At 71.3% G+C, this 17,666-nt stretch carries 14 protein-coding genes; 6 read left to right on the top strand and 8 right to left on the bottom strand.

The genetic code is table 11. The features are described 5' to 3' along the window. Window positions 1-53 precede the first annotated feature (53 nt). Window positions 54-1,088 carry an esterase-like activity of phytase family protein gene (locus ACY34M_RS01205; RefSeq protein ID WP_462719149.1) on the bottom strand — a complete coding sequence of 345 codons (1,035 nt, stop codon included), beginning with the start codon at window positions 1,086-1,088 and terminating at the stop codon, window positions 54-56. A 159-nt stretch (window positions 1,089-1,247) separates the two neighbouring features. On the opposite strand from ACY34M_RS01205, the gene ACY34M_RS01200 reads away from it, so the two are divergent. The 3 genes from ACY34M_RS01200 to ACY34M_RS01190 all read left to right on the top strand — a co-directional run bounded on the left by ACY34M_RS01200 (window position 1,248) and on the right by ACY34M_RS01190 (window position 5,216). After that, complete coding sequence (locus tag ACY34M_RS01200; RefSeq protein WP_462719148.1) at window positions 1,248-3,533, top strand: ArnT family glycosyltransferase; 2,286 nt, start codon at window positions 1,248-1,250, stop codon at window positions 3,531-3,533. A gap of 152 nt (window positions 3,534-3,685) precedes the next feature. Continuing rightward, the gene (locus ACY34M_RS01195; RefSeq protein ID WP_462719147.1) at window positions 3,686-4,480 is read left to right on the top strand and encodes an endonuclease I family protein; all 795 of its coding nucleotides are present in this window, start codon (window positions 3,686-3,688) and stop codon (window positions 4,478-4,480) included. Window positions 4,481-4,745: 265 nt separating this feature from the next. Continuing rightward, window positions 4,746-5,216 (top strand): hypothetical protein, encoded by a 471-nt coding sequence (locus tag ACY34M_RS01190; protein ID WP_462719146.1) that lies wholly within the window; start codon window positions 4,746-4,748, stop codon window positions 5,214-5,216. A gap of 90 nt (window positions 5,217-5,306) precedes the next feature. Here ACY34M_RS01190 and ACY34M_RS01185 read toward each other — a convergent pair whose 3' ends face one another. The 3 genes from ACY34M_RS01185 to ACY34M_RS01175 form a co-directional block, all read right to left on the bottom strand. Then, window positions 5,307-6,986, bottom strand: a complete 1,680-nt coding sequence (locus ACY34M_RS01185; RefSeq protein WP_462719145.1) for a thiamine pyrophosphate-binding protein — start codon at window positions 6,984-6,986, stop codon at window positions 5,307-5,309. A gap of 32 nt (window positions 6,987-7,018) precedes the next feature. Continuing rightward, the gene (gene speB / locus ACY34M_RS01180) at window positions 7,019-8,011 is read right to left on the bottom strand and encodes an agmatinase (protein WP_462719144.1); all 993 of its coding nucleotides are present in this window, start codon (window positions 8,009-8,011) and stop codon (window positions 7,019-7,021) included. 80 nt (window positions 8,012-8,091) lie between these two features. After that, on the bottom strand, window positions 8,092-9,567 hold the full coding sequence (locus tag ACY34M_RS01175; protein WP_462719143.1) for a sodium:solute symporter family protein: 1,476 nt from the start codon (window positions 9,565-9,567) through the stop codon (window positions 8,092-8,094). 204 nt (window positions 9,568-9,771) lie between these two features. On the opposite strand from ACY34M_RS01175, the gene ACY34M_RS01170 reads away from it, so the two are divergent. Both ACY34M_RS01170 and ACY34M_RS01165 read left to right on the top strand, forming a co-directional pair. Beyond that, complete coding sequence (locus tag ACY34M_RS01170) at window positions 9,772-11,184, top strand: PucR family transcriptional regulator (protein WP_462719142.1); 1,413 nt, start codon at window positions 9,772-9,774, stop codon at window positions 11,182-11,184. Between the two features lie 70 nt (window positions 11,185-11,254). After that, the gene (locus tag ACY34M_RS01165; RefSeq protein ID WP_462719141.1) at window positions 11,255-12,055 is read left to right on the top strand and encodes a phosphatase; all 801 of its coding nucleotides are present in this window, start codon (window positions 11,255-11,257) and stop codon (window positions 12,053-12,055) included. A gap of 98 nt (window positions 12,056-12,153) precedes the next feature. On the opposite strand, the gene ACY34M_RS01160 is transcribed toward ACY34M_RS01165, so the two are convergent. The 4 genes from ACY34M_RS01160 to ACY34M_RS01145 form a co-directional block, all read right to left on the bottom strand. Next, a complete protein-coding gene (locus ACY34M_RS01160) occupies window positions 12,154-13,140 on the bottom strand; it encodes a cation diffusion facilitator family transporter (RefSeq protein ID WP_462719140.1) in 987 nt (328 codons plus the stop codon). 20 nt (window positions 13,141-13,160) lie between these two features. Continuing rightward, entirely contained in the window at window positions 13,161-14,033 is an 873-nt protein-coding gene (locus tag ACY34M_RS01155; protein ID WP_462719139.1) for an acyl-CoA thioesterase, read from the bottom strand. Between the two features lie 35 nt (window positions 14,034-14,068). Beyond that, the gene (locus tag ACY34M_RS01150; RefSeq protein ID WP_462719138.1) at window positions 14,069-15,226 is read right to left on the bottom strand and encodes an acyl-CoA dehydrogenase family protein; all 1,158 of its coding nucleotides are present in this window, start codon (window positions 15,224-15,226) and stop codon (window positions 14,069-14,071) included. A 128-nt stretch (window positions 15,227-15,354) separates the two neighbouring features. Then, window positions 15,355-15,948 carry an SACE_7040 family transcriptional regulator gene (locus tag ACY34M_RS01145; RefSeq protein ID WP_462719137.1) on the bottom strand — a complete coding sequence of 198 codons (594 nt, stop codon included), beginning with the start codon at window positions 15,946-15,948 and terminating at the stop codon, window positions 15,355-15,357. 85 nt (window positions 15,949-16,033) lie between these two features. Between ACY34M_RS01145 and ACY34M_RS01140 the strand changes: the two genes are divergently transcribed. Continuing rightward, on the top strand, window positions 16,034-17,656 hold the full coding sequence (locus tag ACY34M_RS01140) for a carboxyl transferase domain-containing protein (RefSeq protein WP_462719136.1): 1,623 nt from the start codon (window positions 16,034-16,036) through the stop codon (window positions 17,654-17,656). Window positions 17,657-17,666 lie beyond the last annotated feature (10 nt).

Below are 17,666 nucleotides of genomic sequence, written 5' to 3'. Positions count from 1 at the left end.
CTCGGCCCTCTCGCCCTGACCTGCCGAAGGGCCAACGCGAGCGGGGTCGGATTTCATCCCGTCGTAACAATCCGCAGCGAGTAGAAGCGGGTGATCTGGTTCGCGCTCTGGTTGTCGTCGCTCGCGAGGAGCAGCCGGAGCGTGCCGTGCGGGCCGCGGCCCGTGACCGTCATCGCCTCGATGTTGTCGAGCAGCGGATTCGGCTGCGGCTGGTGGGCCGGGGCGCCGAGCGACGGGCAGTCGCCCAGGTCGGCGAGGAGCCTCTTGTGGGCGAGGCGGACACCGGTCTCGGAGCCGGTGAGGGTGGCGCGCCCCGAGGTGTCGGTGGCGCCGCGCAGCTCGGCGGCGTACAGCCGGATCGTGTTGCCCACGCCGCTGGTGAAGCCGCGCTCCAGGACGAGGAGGCGGCCGTCGGGGGCCGCGGTGACCTCGGAGATCCCGAGGTTCGCGTCGGCGCGGTAGCCGTACTGGGCGGCGGGCGCGAAGGAGCCCGTGGGCGTGCGCCGCCAGGTCTGGAGCCGGTCGACCTGATCGCCTGTGAGCGGGGACTCCATGGAGGCGAGCAGGGTGCGGCCGCCGGGCAGCAGCGTCAGGCCCTCGAAGGAGGCGTTGTCGCGGGCCCGGTCCTGAAGCATCGCCGGGACGGGGAGCCGGTCGCGGATGCGGGCGCCCGAGCGGTCGTAGCGGCGGATGGAGGGCTCGGTCTCCGACGTGACGAGGTACGTACCGTCGCGGTCGACGACCAGGCCCTCGGAGTCGAGCGCGGCCCCCTTCTCGTCGGCGAGCGGCGCCACGGAGCGGGGCGCGAGCGTGCTCCCGTCCAGGCCGAACAGGGACGAGCGGTCGGAGAGCGCGGCGATCCGGCCGCCCCGGTCCGTGGCGAGCGCGGAGATGTTCCCGACGAACGTGCCGTCGTACGTCGTCTTGTCGAGGGCGTCCGAGTAGCCGGTGATCGAGACCGCCGGGGAGCAGCGTCCGGGGGCGCCGGTGTCGGCGGCGGTGGCCTGCTGCGCCGGAACCGAGACCGTCAGGCAGGCGGCGGTCAGGGCGACGGTGGCGAGCACGGAGCGTACGGGTCTGCGCGACATGGAGTCACCGTAGAGCGCGACCCGTGACGCCCGCGCGGACTTTCCCTTTCCATGAACGACGCACGCCACCGGCCGGTATACCGGTGTCCCGTCGGCATCCACAGGTGGCACCCAGCTTCGCCACAGCGCGCGCCCACCGTGGCCGTGCACGGTGCACTGGTGACCACTGCGACCGAACCGCTCTCCCCCGCTCCCGCGCCGCCGCCCCCGGCGGACCCGCCGACGGCGCACCGCGCGCCCCGCTGGTCCCTGCCGGCGCTGCTGGCGATCCTCGTGCTCGCCGGAGCGCTGTACGCCTGGAACCTGTCCTCGTCCGGCCTCAACAGCTTCTACAGCGCCGCCGTCTACAGCGGCACGCAGAGCTGGAAGGCCTGGTTCTTCGGCTCCATCGACGCGGGCAACTTCCTGACCGTGGACAAGCCGCCGCTCTCGCTGATGACGATGGGCCTGTCCTGCCGGATCTTCGGCTTCGGCACCTGGCAGATGATGCTGCCGCAGATCGCCGCCGCGCTCGGCACGATCTGGATCCTGCACTCCTCCGTGAAGCGGGTGTGGGGCCACGCGGCCGCGGCGGTCGCCGCGCTGGTGCTCGCACTGACCCCGATCACCGTCGCCATCAACCGGGACAACAACCCGGACACCCTCCTGGTGCTGCTGATGGTGGGCGGCGCGGCCCTCGCGCTGCGCGCCACCCGCGACGGCAGGCTGCTGCCGCTGCTCGCGTCGGCGGCGTGCTTCGGTCTCGCCTTCAACACGAAGATGCTCCAGGGCTACATCGCGCTGCCGGTGGTCTTCGCCGTGTACGTGTACGCGTCGCGGCTCGGCTGGGCGAAGAAGGTCCGCAACCTGGTGCTCGCCGCCGTGGTGCTCGCGGTCTCCAGCTTCTGGTGGGCCACGGCCGTCTCCCTCGTCCCGGCCGACGAGCGCCCGTACATCGGCGGCTCGACGGACGGTTCCGCCTGGGACCTGATCATGGGCTACAACGGCCTGGGCCGGATCCTCGGCGGCGAGGGCAACGGCGGGGGCGGTGGCGGCGGAGGCGGCGGCTTCTCCGGCACGGCGGGCCTCGGCCGGCTCTTCAACGACACGCTCGGCGGCCAGATCTCCTGGCTCATCCCGTTCGCGGTGATCGCTCTCATCGGCGGCCTGGTGCTGCGCGGCCGCGCCCCGCGCACCGACGTCACGCGCGCCGCGCTGGTGCTGTGGGGCGGCTGGCTGGTGCTGCACTACGTCACGTTCGCGACGGCCGAGGGCACCATGCACCCGTACTACACGACCGCGGTCGCCCCCGGTATCGCGGCGCTGTGCGGGGGCGGCGGCGTGATGCTGCTGCGCGCCTTCCGCACGGACAAGCGGTGGGCGTGGGTGCTGCCCGTGGCGCTCGGCGTCACCGGGATCTGGTCGGTCGTGCTGCTGCGCCGCGCCTCCGGCTGGAACGGATGGCTGTGGCCGGTGGTCGCGCTCGTCATGGCGGCGGCCCTCGTGGGTCTGCTGGTCCTCCGTACGGCGTCGGGCCGCAGGCTGCGGTTGTTCGCGGTGGCCGTCGCGGCGGCGGTCGTCGCGTCGGTGGCGGGCCCTGCGGCCTACTCCTTCTCCGAACCGCTCTCCTCCGGCGGGGGCGGCGGCATGGGCGGTACGAACCCGACGGCCGGTCCCTCGACGGGCGGGGGCATGGGCGGTCCCGGTGGGGGCGGTGGCGGTGGCCGCGGCGGGTTCCCCGGTGGGGGCGAGATGCCGGGGGGCGGTTCGCAGCAGGGCGGGGGCTCCCAGCAGGGCGGCGGCTCGATGCCCGGCGGGGGCGAGATGCCCGGTGGCGGCGAGATGCCCGGTGGCGGCGAGGCGCCCGAGGGCGGCTTCCCCGGCGGCGGCTCCCAGCAGGGCGGCGGCATGCCGGGCGGCGGCGAGATTCCCGGCGGCCAGGGCGACGGCAACCAGGGCTCGGGCTCCGGCTCCGGCTCCGGTCGGCAGGAGAGCGGCCGGCAGGGCGGCGGCATGGGTGGTGGTCCCGGTGGCATGGGCGGCGTCGACAGCGACCTGATCTCGTACCTGGAGAAGCACCAGGACGGCGCCAAGTGGCTGCTCGCGGTGTCCAATTCGCAGTCCGCCGCGCAGACCATCCTGAGCACGAAGAAGCCCGTCATCTCGATGTACGGCTTCACCGGCTCCGACAAGGGCATGACCGTCGCCAAGCTCAAGAAGCTGGTCAAGAGCGGCCAGCTGCACTACATCCAGGTCGGCGAAGGCGGCATGGGCGGCCCCATGGGCGGCGGCAACGACGTCAGCTCCGCGGTCACCAAGTGGGTCAAGAAGCACGGCACGGCGGTGAAGGAGAGCGAGTACAGCAAGAGCAAGAACAGCAAGAGCAAGTCCTCCGACTCTGCCGGCTCCTCCGACTCCTCCACCTCGCAGTCGATCTACCGACTGGACCCGTCCGACGTGAACTGATCCCGTAACTCCACCCGCGACAAGGGCCCCTGACAACCAGTCAGGGGCCCTTGTCGTCACACGATCGACGCCCCGCATTCACCCAATCCATACGTGTTCATGTCACGCTCCGTTCCACCAGTCAACCCGCGTAGAACGGACGGACACCCCACATGCCCGGAATCCACATACGCACCGTCGCCCTCACCACCGCGGCCGTACTCGCCGCCTTCGCCCTCCCCACGGCGACAGCGACGGCCACGGCGAACCCGACCGCCGCGTACGACGACACGTACTACCAGGACGCCGAGGGCAAGACCGGCACCGAGCTGAAGAGCGCGCTGCACACGATCATCAGCGACCAGACGAAGCTCTCCTACGACGCGGTCTGGGACGCCCTGAAGGCCACCGACCAGGACCCGGCGAACAGTTCCAACGTGATCCTGCTGTACAGCGGCGTCTCCCGCGCCAAGTCGGCCAACGGCGGCGACAGCGGCGACTGGAACCGCGAGCACGTCTGGGCCAAGTCGCACGGCGACTTCGGCACCGCGACCGGTCCCGGCACGGACCTGCACCACCTGCGCCCCGAGGACGTCACGGTCAACTCGATCCGCGGCAACAAGGACTTCGACAACGGCGGCAGCGCGGTCGACAACGGCGGCGGCAGCCTCACCGACGACGACTCGTTCGAACCGCGCGACGCCGTCAAGGGCGACGTCGCACGGATGATCCTCTACATGGCGGTCCGCTACGAGGGCGACGACTCCTTCGCCGACCTGGAGCCCAACGACTCGGTGGACAACGGCAGCGCGCCGAACATCGGCAAGCTCTCGGTCCTGAAGACGTGGAGCGCCGAGGACCCGCCGGACGCCTTCGAGAAGAACCGCAACGACGTCATCTACGACACCTACCAACACAACCGCAACCCGTTCATCGACCACCCGGAGTGGGTCGACTCGATCTGGTAGACGCCCGGCCAGTGCGCCGCTGCTCCGCTCGCACGGGAGCAGCGGCGCACTGCTCAAGATGAGGCGACTTTCGGCCATGGCCGCGGACCACATCCCGAGAGCACGTACGCGTACTCCTGACCCGCCCTACACTCGGCGACCGCAGTGCTGATGACGATCATCGGAAGCGGGGGCTTCGCACATGCTCACGGGCTCATCGGTTGGACATCGCCTTGCCCGCAGGGCGGTTGCTCTGTGCGCCGTGCTGCTGATGACTGGAGGGTGCGTGTCCCAAGACGACGGCCGGAACGACCCACTGCCGCGCATGGAGCAGGATGCGGCCCTGAAGCGGGCCAAGGAGTACACCACTCATCTGGCCAAGGCGGCCGGGGTCGAAACCATCGCATCCACCGCCAAAACACACTTCGAGGCGTGCATAGGGGCGAATGACGAGGTGGCAGAGGACGGCCGGTACAGCCTCTTCTACTACATCTACTCGTCGGCTCCGTCGACGGATCACACCCGTATCGTGCGTACCCTGCGGTCCAAACTCACCAAGCAAGGATACGAGATCACCTCGTATCGGGAATTCAAGAGCGCTTACGAATCGTCGATACTGAGCGCCCGGAACAAGAAGAACGATTACGTGGTGGAGGCGGACACCGTAGGTTCCGGAAAGACGAAGCCCCAACGCTTCTCCTTCGCGGTGCGCACTCCCTGCATGCTCCCGCCCGGCGCAAAGCAGCAGCAGTTCTGAAAGCCCTGGCCGGCTGGCAAGGCTTTCAAGGAGGCTGATACGGCGGGGATTTCACTCATCGGCATGCCTCCGGCACCCCGCTACGCGGGGTCAGTCCTCACCCAGGTGGGTCGGCGCGAACATCCTGAGCAGCGCCGGGAGCACGACCACGTGCGGCCCCGGCGCGGCCAGCGCCTTCGCCAGGTCGTCGCGGAGCGTCTCCGGCGTCGTACGCACACCGGGGACGCCGAAGGACTCGGCGAGTGCCACGAAGTCGGGGCGGGCCAGCTCGGTCGCGGTGGCCTCGCCGAAGGCGTCCGTCATGTACTCGCGGAGGATGCCGTAGCCGCCGTCGTCGACGATGAGCCAGGTGACGTTCAGGTCGTACTGCTTCGCCGTGGCCAGTTCGGCGATGGAGTACATGGCGCCGCCGTCGCCGGAGACCGCGAGGACGGGGGTGGTCGGGTCGGCCGCCGCCGCGCCCAGCGCCGCCGGGAAGCCGTAGCCGAGGCCGCCCGCGCCCTGCGCCGAGTGCATGGCGCCGGGCCACGCGGACCACGCCCAGTAGGCGAGGATCGTCATGTCCCAGAAGGACGGGGCGCCGGCCGGCAGGGCCGCGCGCACGGACGCCAACACGTCCTGTTCCAGGGTGAGTTCCTGCGCGTCGATCCGGTCCCGTACAGCCTTCAGGACCGCGGCGACGCGGGCGGGCGCCCCGTCGTCGGGGCGTTCGGCGACCGTCTCGGCCAGCGCCTGGAGCGCGAGGCGGGCGTCCGCGTGGATGCCGAGCGCCGGGTGGTTGGACTCCAGCTTGCCGGCGTCGGCCTCGATCTGGACGACCCGGCCGCGCGGCGTGAACGTGTGGTAGTTCGAGGAGAGTTCACCGAGTCCTGAACCGACGACCAGCAGGACATCGGCGTCCTCAAGGAAGTCCGTCGTGTGCCGGTCCTCCATCCAGGACTGGAGCGACAGCGGGTGCTCCCAGGGGAAGGCGCCCTTGCCGCCGAAGGTGGAGACGACCGGCGCGTTGATCCGCTCGGCGAGCGCGCGCAGCTTGCCCGCCGCGTCCGCGCGGACGACACCGCCGCCCGCGATGATCGCCGGACGCTCGGCGCGCGCGAGCAGGTCGGCTGCCACAGCCGTCAGTTCGGGGCGCGGCACCAGCTCGTGCGGCGTCGCGTCCACCCCCGTGACGACCGGCAGGACCGTCTCGGCGAGCAGCACGTCCTGCGGGATCTCCACCCACACCGGGCCGTGCGGGGCGCTGAGCGCCGACTCCCAGGCCGCGGCGATCGCCGACGGGATCTGGGACTGCGTACGGACCACGTGGACGGACTTGACCACGTCCCGGAACGAGGCCTGCTGGTCGCGCAGCTCGTGCAGATAGCCGTGGCGTCCGCCGCCGAGCCCCGCGACCGGGATCTGGCTGCCGATCGCGAGGACGGGAGCCGAAGCGGCCGCCGCCTCCTGGAGCGCGGCGAGGGACATGAGCGAGCCGGGCCCGGTGGAGAGCAGCAGCGGGGCCACCTCTCCCGTGACCCGGCCGTACGCGTCCGCCGCGAACCCGGCGTTGTTCTCGACTCGCAGCCCCACGTACCTGAGCGACGACCGGCGCAGCGCGTCGAACATGCCGAGCGCGTGCTGCCCCGGCAGTCCGAACACGGTGGACGCGCCGAGCCCGTGCAGGGTCTCGACGACCAGATCGCCGCCGGTGCGCCCGGCAGGCGGGTTGAGCGCCGCCTCCGTCTGCGCGGGCGTGGGCGTCAGTTCAAGGTCGTGGTCGTGCGTCACTTTGTGCCCGTCTCCTTCTCGGCGCGTACCTCTCAGGCGCGCGCTTCGGCGATCTGGCGGGACATGATCGTCGTCAGCTCGTACGCGGTGTGCGAGGCGGCGACGGACGTGATCTCCGCGTGGTCGTACGCGGGCGCCACCTCGACGACGTCCGCGGACACCAGGTTGCACGAAGAAAGGCCGCGGAGGATCTCCAGGAGCTCGCGGGAGGTCATGCCGCCCGCCTCCGGGGTGCCGGTGCCGGGCGCGTGCGCCGGGTCGAGGCAGTCGATGTCGATGGAGATGTACAGCGGGCGGTCGCCGATGCGCTGGCGGAGCTGGTCGGCGACCTCGTCGGCGCCGCGCCGGTAGACGTCGGCCGAGGTGACGATGCCGAAGCCGAGCTTCTCGTCCTCCGTCAGGTCGGAGCGGCCGTAGAGCGGGCCGCGGGTGCCGACGTGGGAGAGGGCGGAGGTGTCGAGGATGCCCTCCTCGACGGCGCGGCGGAACGGGGTGCCGTGCGTGTACTCGGCGCCGAAGTACGTGTCCCAGGTGTCGAGGTGCGCGTCGAAGTGCAGCAGCGCGACCGGGCCGTGCTTCTTCGCGACCGAGCGCAGGAGCGGCAGCGCGATGGTGTGGTCGCCGCCGAGCGTCATCATGCGGGCGCCGGAGCCGAGCAGGTCGTCGGCGGCGGCCTCGATGGTGTCGACGGCCTCGTTGATGTTGAACGGGTTGGCGGCGATGTCACCGGCGTCCGCGACCTGGGCGAGCGCGAACGGGGAGGCGTCCTGCGCCGGGTTGTAGGGGCGCAGGAGGCGGGAGGCCTCGCGGATCGCGTTGCCGCCGAAGCGGGCGCCGGGCCGGTAGGAGACTCCGGTGTCGAAGGGGACGCCGACGACCGCCACGTCGGCGGCGTCCACCTCGTCGAGCCGGGGCAGGCGGGCGAACGTCGCCGGACCCGCGTAGCGCGGGACCCGGGAGGAGTCGACCGGTCCGACGGCTCCCGTGGGGCCGACCGGAACGCGGGGCGTCTCGTTGCTGTTCATAGCGCGCATGCCTTCTTTCCTGCGAGGTTTACTGCGGTGCTGCGGTACTGCGTTGCTGCTGTCTGCCGCGGTGCTGCGGCTTACTGCGCCGCGACGGCGGGAGCCGGCTCGGGCTCCTCGGCGCCGCGCCCGGCGAGCCGCTCGCGCCAGTTGGCGAGGACGGCTGCGTCGGTCGGCCTGGTGGCCAGGGACACGATCACGTAGACGACGAGTGACGCGACCAGGCCGTAGTACACGGGCTCGTTGGCGAGGATGCCGTAGCGCCACATCGCGCCGATGACGGTGAGGCCGCCGACGGCGACGGAGGCGAGGGCGCCCGCGCCGGTGCCGCGCTTCCAGATCAGCCCGCCGAGGATGGGCACGAGGAGCCCGCCGACGAGCAGGTTGTAGGCGACGGTCAGCGCCTCGACGACGTTGTTGAGGAGGATCGAGATGACGATCGCGACGATGCCGAGGCCCAGGATGAACATCCGGTTGCCCTTGACCTCGTCGTGCTCGCTCTCCCCCGCGTCCTCGGGCTTGATGCCGCGCAGCCGCTTCCAGATGTCGTTGTTGGCGACGGTCGCGCAGGCGATGAGCGCTCCGGAGGACGTCGACATGACGGCGGCGAGGGCGGCGGCGAGCACGAGCCCGCGGATGCCGACGGGCAGCTCGTCCTTGACGATCTGCGCGAACGCCTCGTCGGCCTGGCCGAGCCCCTTGGGGTAGAGGACCTTGGCGGCGGTGCCGATGACCGCGCCGCCGATCGCGTAGAGCAGGCAGTAGACACCGGAGACGGTGCCGCCCCAGCGGGCCACCTTGTCGTTGCGGGCGGTGAAGACGCGCTGCCAGATGTCCTGACCGATGAGCATGCCGAACGTGTAGATCAGCACGTACGTGAAGATCGTCTCGCCGCCGATGCCCAGCGGGTCGAAGTACGAGGTCGGCAGCGCGGCCTTCATCTCGCTGAAGCCACCGGCCTTGATGACCGCGACGGGCAGCAGAATGATCAGCACGCCGATGGTCTTCACGACGAACTGGACCATGTCGGTGATGGTGATCGACCACATGCCGCCGAGCGTCGAGTAGGCGACGACGATGGTGCCGCCGACGACGATCGCGAGCGTGCGCGGCACGTCGAAGAGGACGTCGAAGATCGTCGCGTACGCGATGGTGGACGTGACGACGAGCATCAGCGTGTACGCCCACATCACGATGCCGGAGATCATCCCGGCCCGGCCGCCGCCGTAGCGCAGGTCGAGCATCTCGGAGACCGTGTAGACCTTCAGACGGGCGATGCGCGCCGAGAAGAAGACCGACAGGGCGAGGATGCCGAGGCCGATGGTGAAGACCATCCAGGCGCCGGAGAGCCCGTACTGGTAGCCGAGGCCGACGCCTCCGATGGTGGAGGCGCCACCGAGCACGACGGCAGCCATCGTCCCGGAGTACATGGCGGGGCCGAGCCGCCGTCCCGCGACCAGGAAGTCGCTCTTGGACTTGGCGCGGCGCATGCCCCACCAGCCCATTGCCAGCATTCCGGCCAGGTAGACGACGATCACGATGTAGTCGACGGCCATGGGGCGTCCTCCTTGGTCCACCTCGGTGGCGTGTCGTGCAAAGGGAGTGTCCGGCTGCGAAACCTCTGAGGGGCCTCTGGGGTGTCGGGGACATCCGCCCGTACCCGCACCCACCGGTCGCAAGAAATCTAGGTGGCCGAAAAGCAGCACTGAAGTGTACGTTTCATCCACTCATCGGAAATTGAGCAGAGGAATCGTCCACAGGTGACCGTGACCGCACCGCCCACCCAGGGCGTTCCGCTCTCCGCGGTGCTCGCCCGCGCCGACCTCGGCCTGCGCCGGATCGCGGGCCCCGACGCGGCGGCCGTCCTCGTGCACGGGGCGCACACGTCGGAGCTGACGGACCCGGAGCCGTTCCTGCTGGGCGGCGAGCTGCTCCTGACGGCGGGCGTGCACGCGCCCGCGGCGCCGCCCGACGACTACTTCGAGGAGTACGCGGAGCGGGTCGCGCGGGGCGGGGCGGTGGCACTCGGCTTCGGTGTGACGCCGGTCTTCGACACGGTGCCGCCGGAGCTGGTCGCGGCCTGCGAGCGGCGCGGCATCCCGCTCATCGAGGTGCCGCCGCGGACCACGTTCAGCGGGATCGCGCGGGCCGTGTGGGAGCTGATGGCCCAGGCGAGGAACGCGGAGCTGCGCCGGGTGACGGAGGCCCAGCAGGCGCTGGCCTCGGCGGCGGCGCGCCCCGACCCCCTGCCGTCCGTCCTGCGTCAACTCGCCCAGCGCACCGGCGGGTTCGCGGTGGCCGTCACCCCGGAGGGCGACGAGCCGCACCACGCGGGGACCCGTCCGCCGCGCGCGGTGAGCGAGGCGCTCGCCGAGCTGACGGCGGTGGTCCGCCCGCACGCCACGCACCTCTTCCCCACCCCGTCGTCGGCGGCGGACACGGTGGGCGGCACGCATCTGTCGGCGTACGCCCTGAGCACGGGCGGCGCGCTCGGCCTCGCGACGCAGGCCCGCTCGCCGGGCGACCACACGATCGCGGGCGCCGCGGTCGTCCTGCTCTCCCTCCTCACGGGCGAACACCGCTCGACGGGCGACACGCGCCGCGCCGCGACCCTGGTGGACCTCCTCCTCGGCGCGGACCGCGCGCAGACGGCGACGGAGCTCCTGGGCGCCGACACCACGTGGCGGGTCGTCCACGCCCGCCCCGTCACCCCCCGCCCGGCCCCCGACCTGGCGACGCCCCTGACCGCGACCGCCACCGACGGCTCGCTCACCCGCGCCCTGATCCCGTCCGACCAGGACGTCACGGCGCACACGGGCCATGTGCTCGGCGTCAGCGCGCCCGTGCTGCCGCGCGACCTGCCGCTCGCCGACGCCCAGGCGGCCCACGCCCTGACCCGCGCACGGGCGACCCGCACCCCGCTGGCCCACCACCGCCCGGACGACGCCTCCGCGCCGACACCGGCCGCCCTGGCGGACAAGCCGGCCCTCCTGGACACCCTGCGCACCTGGCTCTCCCTGCACGGCAGTTGGGAGGGCACGGCCCTCGCCCTGGGCATCCACCGCAACACGGTCCGCCAGCGCATCGCCCGCTGCGCCACGCTCCTGGACACCGACCTCGACGACCCGGACACCCGCATGGAACTCTGGTTCGCACTCCGCCATCGGCCCTGACGCGGGCGGCCGCGGGTCCACTCCCCGGAACCGATCAACGCCCCGCCGCGGCCACCGGCACAATGGGCACATGCCGATACCCGGAATCCCCAGCGATGTTCCGACCCGCGCCGCCCTGATCGACCACCTCGTCCGCACGCGCATCGCGGGCGACGTGGCCACCCCGCGCGAGAACAACCTTTCGCACTACCAAAGGCTCGCGAACGGCGACCGCCACTACTGGCTGGGCCTGGAACTCGGCGACCGCTGGACCGACGAGCGCGATGTGCTCGCGGTCATGGCCGAGCGCTGCGGAGTCGTGGCCGACCCCGACCACCGCTCGGGCCAGGACACCATCGACGCGGAACTGACGGTCGACGCCCTGGACCGCACGGCGGCGCGGCTGCGCAAGGCGGCGGAGGACAACCAGCGGGTCCTGTTCGCCACGGGCCACCCCGGCGGCCTCCTCGACGTCCACCGGGCGACGGCGGCGGCGCTGCGCGCGGCGGGCTGCGAGATCGTGGTGATCCCCGAGGGTCTGGCCACGGACGAGGGCATGGTCTTCCAGTTCGCGGACGTCGCGATGCTGGAGCGGGGCGCGACACTGTGGCACACCCACTCCCCCGACCCGATGGCGGCGATCCTCGACGGTCTGGCCCGCGAAGGCCGCCCGCTGCCGGACCTGGTGGTGGCCGACCACGGCTGGGCGGGCTGCGCGGCCCAGCGCGGCCTGGACTCCGTCGGCTACGCGGACTGCAACGACCCGGCCCTGTTCGTGGGCGAGTCCGAAGGCACGATGCAGGTGACGATCCCCCTGGACGACCACGTAACAAGCCCCAGGCACTACGACCCGATGACGGCCTACCTGCTGGACGCGGCGGGCCTCCTCTAGCCCTCAGCGCCGGTCGAGCACATCAAGCCCCTGCGGCGATTGAGCAGCGGGGCCCGGGGCAGAGCCCCGCGACCGCACCCCCGGGGTGCCGCAAGCAACTACCAAGGGTTGAGCCCCTCCGTACGACGCGCGGCGAACCCCGGGGTCGGGTCGAGAAAAACCCGCCGCACCGCAGGAAACCGCTCCCGAATCCGCCGCGACGCATCCTCACAGGCCCACTCGATCTGCGCCGCGGTGGACGCATCCCGGAAATCGACCTTCGCCGCGACGAGCGCCTCCCGCGGCCCCTGCACGAGCGTCGTCAGTTCAAGCACGGCCTCGACGTGCGCGACACCGAGCACGATCGTGCGGATCTCGTCCCGGAAGGGCTTCGGCAAGGGCCGCCCCACCAACAGCTCCGCGTTGGACCGCCCGAGCACCCACGCCACCCACAGCAGCAGCAGACCGATGCACAGGGACGCCGCCGCGTCCCACGCCGCCGCCCCGGTGAGCTGCGAGCCGAGCAGCCCGCCGGCCGCGAGCAGCAGACCGGCGAGGGCCGCGCTGTCCTCCAGGACGACCGCCTTCACCGCCGTGTCGGGCGTGTGCCGCAGATACGTGCCGAAGGGCGCCCGCAACCGCGTCGCCTCGCCCCGCGCCTGCTTGAGGGCGGTACGCAGCGAGAACCCCTCCAGCACGAAGGCGACACCCAGCACCACGTACGACACCACGGGGTTGCCCAGCTCCTCGCCCGCGACGAGCGTGTGGATCCCGTCGTACAGGGAGAAGACGGCGCCGCCCACGAACGTGGCGACGGCCGCGAGCAGCGCCCATACGTACCGCTCGCCTCCGTAGCCGAGCGGATGGTCCTCGTCGGCGGGCTTGTCGCTGCGCTTCAGGGAGGTGAGCAGCAGCAGCTCCGTCACGGTGTCGGCGAAGGAGTGCGCGGCCTCGGAGAGCATCGCGCTGGAACCGCTGATGACACCGGCGACGGCCTTCGCGAGGGCGATGCCCAGATTGGCCGCCGCGGCGACGAGCACCGTGAAGACGCTCTCCCCGCCCGCTTCTTCCTTGCCACGCGCACCGTCGTCCACCCGTACATCCATGTACGTGACGGTATGTCCGATCAACGCGGAACGCGAACGACACCCTCCTGGATGACGGTGATCGCGAGCCGTCCGTCCTGCGTGTAGATCCGGGCCTGCCCGAGCCCGCGTCCGCCGGACGTGGACGGCGACTCCTGGTCGTACAGCAGCCATTCGTCGGCCCGGAACGGCCGGTGGAACCACATCGCGTGGTCGAGGGACGCACCCACGACGTCGCCGACGGCCCAGCCGCCCCGCCCGTGGGCGAGCAGCACGGAGTCGAGCAGCGTCATGTCGGAGACGTACGTCGCGAGGCAGACGTGCAGCAGCGGGTCGTCCGCGAGCTTGTCCCGCGCCCGGAACCAGACCTGGGACCGCGGGGGCTGCGGGTCGCCGACGAAGGCGAACGGCGGGGCGTCCACGTACCGCAGGTCGACGGCCTCGCGCGCTTCGAGGAGCCGCTGGACGACGTCGGGCTTCAGCACGTCGTCGACGTAGCGCGGCAGCATCTCCTCCGCGGTCGGCAGCGACTCCGGGTCCGGCGCGGGCGGCATGTCCGCCTGGTGGTCGAGCCCGTCCTCGTACGTCTGGAAGGACGCGGAGAGGTGGAAGATCGGCTGGCCGTGCTGGACGGCGACGACGCGGCGCGTGGTGAAGGAGCGGCCGTCGCGGATCCGGTCGACGGTGTAGACGATGGGCGCGCCCGGGTCCCCCGCGACGAGGAAGTACGCGTGCAGGGAGTGGGCGTGCCGGTCGGCCGGGACGGTGCGCCCGGCCGCGACCAGCGCCTGGGCCGCCACCTGCCCGCCGAAGACGCGCGGGACGACGGAGGACCGGGACTGGCCGCGGAAGATGTCCTCCTCGATCTGCTCGAGGTCGAGCAGATCGAGGAGGGATTCGAGTGCCTGATGCATGGGATCAGTTGTACCGAGCAAAGATTCTCTGCTGGTTACAGGCCCATGTTCTTCGCGATGATCGACTTCATGATCTCGCTGGTGCCGCCGTAGATGCGGTTCACGCGGTTGTCCGCGTACAGGCGGGCGATCGGGTACTCGTTCATGAACCCGTAGCCGCCGTGCAGCTGGAGGCAGCGGTCGATCACGCGGTGCGCGACCTCGGTGCAGAACAGCTTCGCGGAGGCGGCCTCCGCGGCGCTCAGCTCACCGGCGTCGAGGGCCTCCAGGGCGCGGTCGGCGACGGCCTCGGCGGCGTCCACCTCGGCCTGGCAGGCGGCCAGCTCGAACTTGGTGTTCTGGAACGACGCGACGGTCTTGCCGAAGACGGTGCGGTCCTGGACGTACTCCTTGGCGAACCGCACGGCGGCCTTGGCCTGCGCGTACGCGCCGTAGGCGATGCCCCAGCGCTCGGAGGGGAGGTTCTTGCCGAGGTAGTAGAAGCCCTTGTTCTCCTCACCGAGCAGGTCCTCGACCGGGACCTTCACGTCGACGAAGGCCAGCTCGGCGGTGTCGGACGTCTTCAGGCCGAGCTTGTCGAGCTTGCGGCCGATCGAGTAGCCCTCGAGCTTGGTGTCGACGGCGAACAGCGAGATGCCGTGGCGGCGGTCCTCGGCGGTCGGCGCGGCGGTGCGGGCGCAGACGATGACGCGGTCGGCGTGCACGCCGCCGGTGATGAACGTCTTCGAGCCGTTGAGCACGTAGTGCGTGCCGTCGTCGGAGAGCTTGGCCGTGGTCTTCATGCCGGCCAGGTCGGAGCCGGTGCCCGGCTCGGTCATGGCGAGGGCCCACATCTCCTCGCCGGTGACGAACTTCTCCAGGTAGCGCTTCTTCTGCTCGTCGGTGGCGAGCAGCTTGATGTACGGCAGGGCGAGCAGCACGTGCACGCCGGAGCCGCCGAAGGAGACACCGGCGCGGGCGGTCTCCTCGTACTGGATGGCCTCGAACTTGTGGGTGTCGAGCCCGGCGCCGCCGAACTCCTCCGGCACGTTGATGCCGAAGAGGCCCAGGTCGGCCATCTTCGAGTAGAGCTCGCGCGGCACGATGCCCTGCTGGAACCACTCGTCGTAGTGGGGGACGACCTCGGCCTCGATGAAGGCGCGCAGGGTCTCCCGGAACGCCTCGTGGTCCTCATCAAAAACGGTACGGCGCACGGAGAACTCTCCCTCTACGACGAGTGTGCGGACAGCAGCCAAGCGACTAAGCGCTTGCTCAGGGCAGGTTACCCGTGAGTCGCAAGGAGCGTCCAGAGATACAGGTCACTCCGCGGCAGCCGCCGACCTCACTCTGCGGCAGCCGCCGCGAACGCGCCACGCGCCAGCTTGTGGAGCATCCCCGCGGTCGCCGTCCGGCCGGGCAGCGAGCCCGGACGGCTCAGGTGCGGCGTCGAGTTGAGCAGCCCGAAGACCGCGTGCACGGCCACGCGCGCGTGCGACTCCGACAGCTCCGGATAGACCTTGCGCACGGACTCCACCCACAGCTCCACGTACTGGCGCTGCAACTGCCGCACCAGCTTGCGGTCGCTGTCGCGCAGCCGGTCGAGCTCCCGGTCGTGCAGCGTGATCAGGTCGCGGTCGTCGAGCGCGAAGTCGATGTGCCCCTCGATGAGCGAGTCGAGCAGCGCCTCAGGACCGTGCTCCGCCTCGGCGACCCGCCGCTTGCCGCCGGTGAGCAGCTGCCCGCTGATCCCGACGAGCAGTTCGGCGAGCATCGCGTCCTTGCCGGCGAAGTGCCGGTACAGGCCGGGGCCGCTGATGCCGACCGCCGCCCCTATCTCGTCCACGCCCACGCCGTGGAACCCGCGCTCGGCGAAGAGCCGCGCGGCCTCCCTGAGGATCTGCTCGCGGCGGGTGGGGGCGTCGGTTCTGGTGGCCATGAGGCAATTCTAGACAGGGACGTTAGCGAGCGTTAACCTGACCGAAACGGGTTAACGCTCATTAACAACATGAGGGGGCCGCGGGATGCACGAGGCACCGGAGCTGACGAGCGCGGCGGACCCCGCGTCGGAGGCCTGGCGAGCCAACGAGGAGGCCCACCGGGCGCTCGGCGAGGAGCTGCGCGCCAAGCTCGCGGCGGCCCGGCTCGGCGGCGGCGAGAAGGCCCGGGCGCGGCACACCTCGCGCGGCAAGCTGCTGCCGCGGGACCGGGTGGACGCGCTGCTCGACCCCGGCTCCCCGTTCCTGGAGCTGGCCCCGCTCGCGGCGGACGGGATGTACGAGGGGCAGGCGCCGGCCGCGGGCGTGATCGCCGGGATCGGCCGGGTGAGCGGCCGCGAGTGCGTGATCGTCGCCAATGACGCGACGGTCAAGGGCGGCACGTACTACCCGATGACGGTGAAGAAGCATCTGCGCGCCCAGGAGGTGGCCCTGGAGAACCGGCTGCCGTGCGTCTACCTGGTGGACTCCGGCGGCGCGTTCCTGCCGATGCAGGACGACGTGTTCCCGGACCGCGAGCACTTCGGGCGGATCTTCTACAACCAGGCGCGGATGTCGGGCGCGGGCATCCCGCAGATCGCCGCGGTGCTCGGTTCGTGCACGGCGGGCGGCGCGTACGTCCCGGCGATGAGCGACGAGGCGGTGATCGTCCGCAACCAGGGCACGATCTTCCTCGGCGGCCCACCGCTGGTGAAGGCCGCGACGGGCGAGGTGGTGACGGCCGAGGAGCTGGGCGGCGGCGAGGTCCACTCGCGGGTCTCCGGCGTCACCGACCACCTCGCGGAGGACGACGCGCACGCGCTGCGGATCATCCGCACGATCGTCTCGACGCTGCCGGAGCGCGGCCCGCTGCCGTGGACGGCGCGCGCGGCCATCGAGCCGAAGGTGGATCCGGCGGGCCTTTACGGGGCGGTGCCGGTGGACTCGCGCACCCCGTACGACGTGCGGGAGGTCATCGCGCGCGTGGTCGACGGTTCGCGGTTCGCCGAGTTCAAGGCGGAGTACGGGCAGACGCTGGTCACCGGTTTCGCGCGGATCCACGGCCACCCGGTCGGCATCGTCGCGAACAACGGCATCCTGTTCTCCGAATCCGCCCAGAAGGGCGCCCACTTCATCGAGCTGTGCGACCAGCGCGGCATCCCGCTGCTGTTCCTGCAGAACATCTCGGGATTCATGGTCGGCCGGGACTACGAGGCGGGCGGCATCGCCAAGCACGGCGCCAAGATGGTCACGGCGGTGGCGTGCACGCGCGTGCCGAAGCTGACCGTGGTGATCGGCGGCTCTTACGGCGCGGGCAACTACTCGATGTGCGGCCGGGCCTACAGCCCCCGCTTCCTGTGGATGTGGCCCGGAGCCAAGATCTCCGTGATGGGCGGTGAGCAGGCCGCCTCGGTGCTCGCGACCGTCAAGCGCGACCAGCTGGAGGCGCGCGGCGAACAGTGGCCCGCCGAGGAGGAGGACGCCTTCAAGGCCCCGATCCGCGCCCAGTACGAGACACAGGGCAGTGCCTACTACGCGACGGCCCGGCTCTGGGACGACGGCGTGATCGACCCGATGGAGACCCGCCAGGTCCTCGGCCTGGCCCTGACCGCGTGTGCCAACGCGCCGCTGCCGGAGAAGTCCGCCGGCTTCGGCGTCTTCCGGATGTGAGGGGCGGAGT

The organism is Streptomyces sp. EDA2-14 (assembly GCF_054963755.1).
The sequence above is the reverse complement of the archived record's forward strand: the minus strand, read 5'-3'. Positions and strand labels throughout refer to the sequence as shown.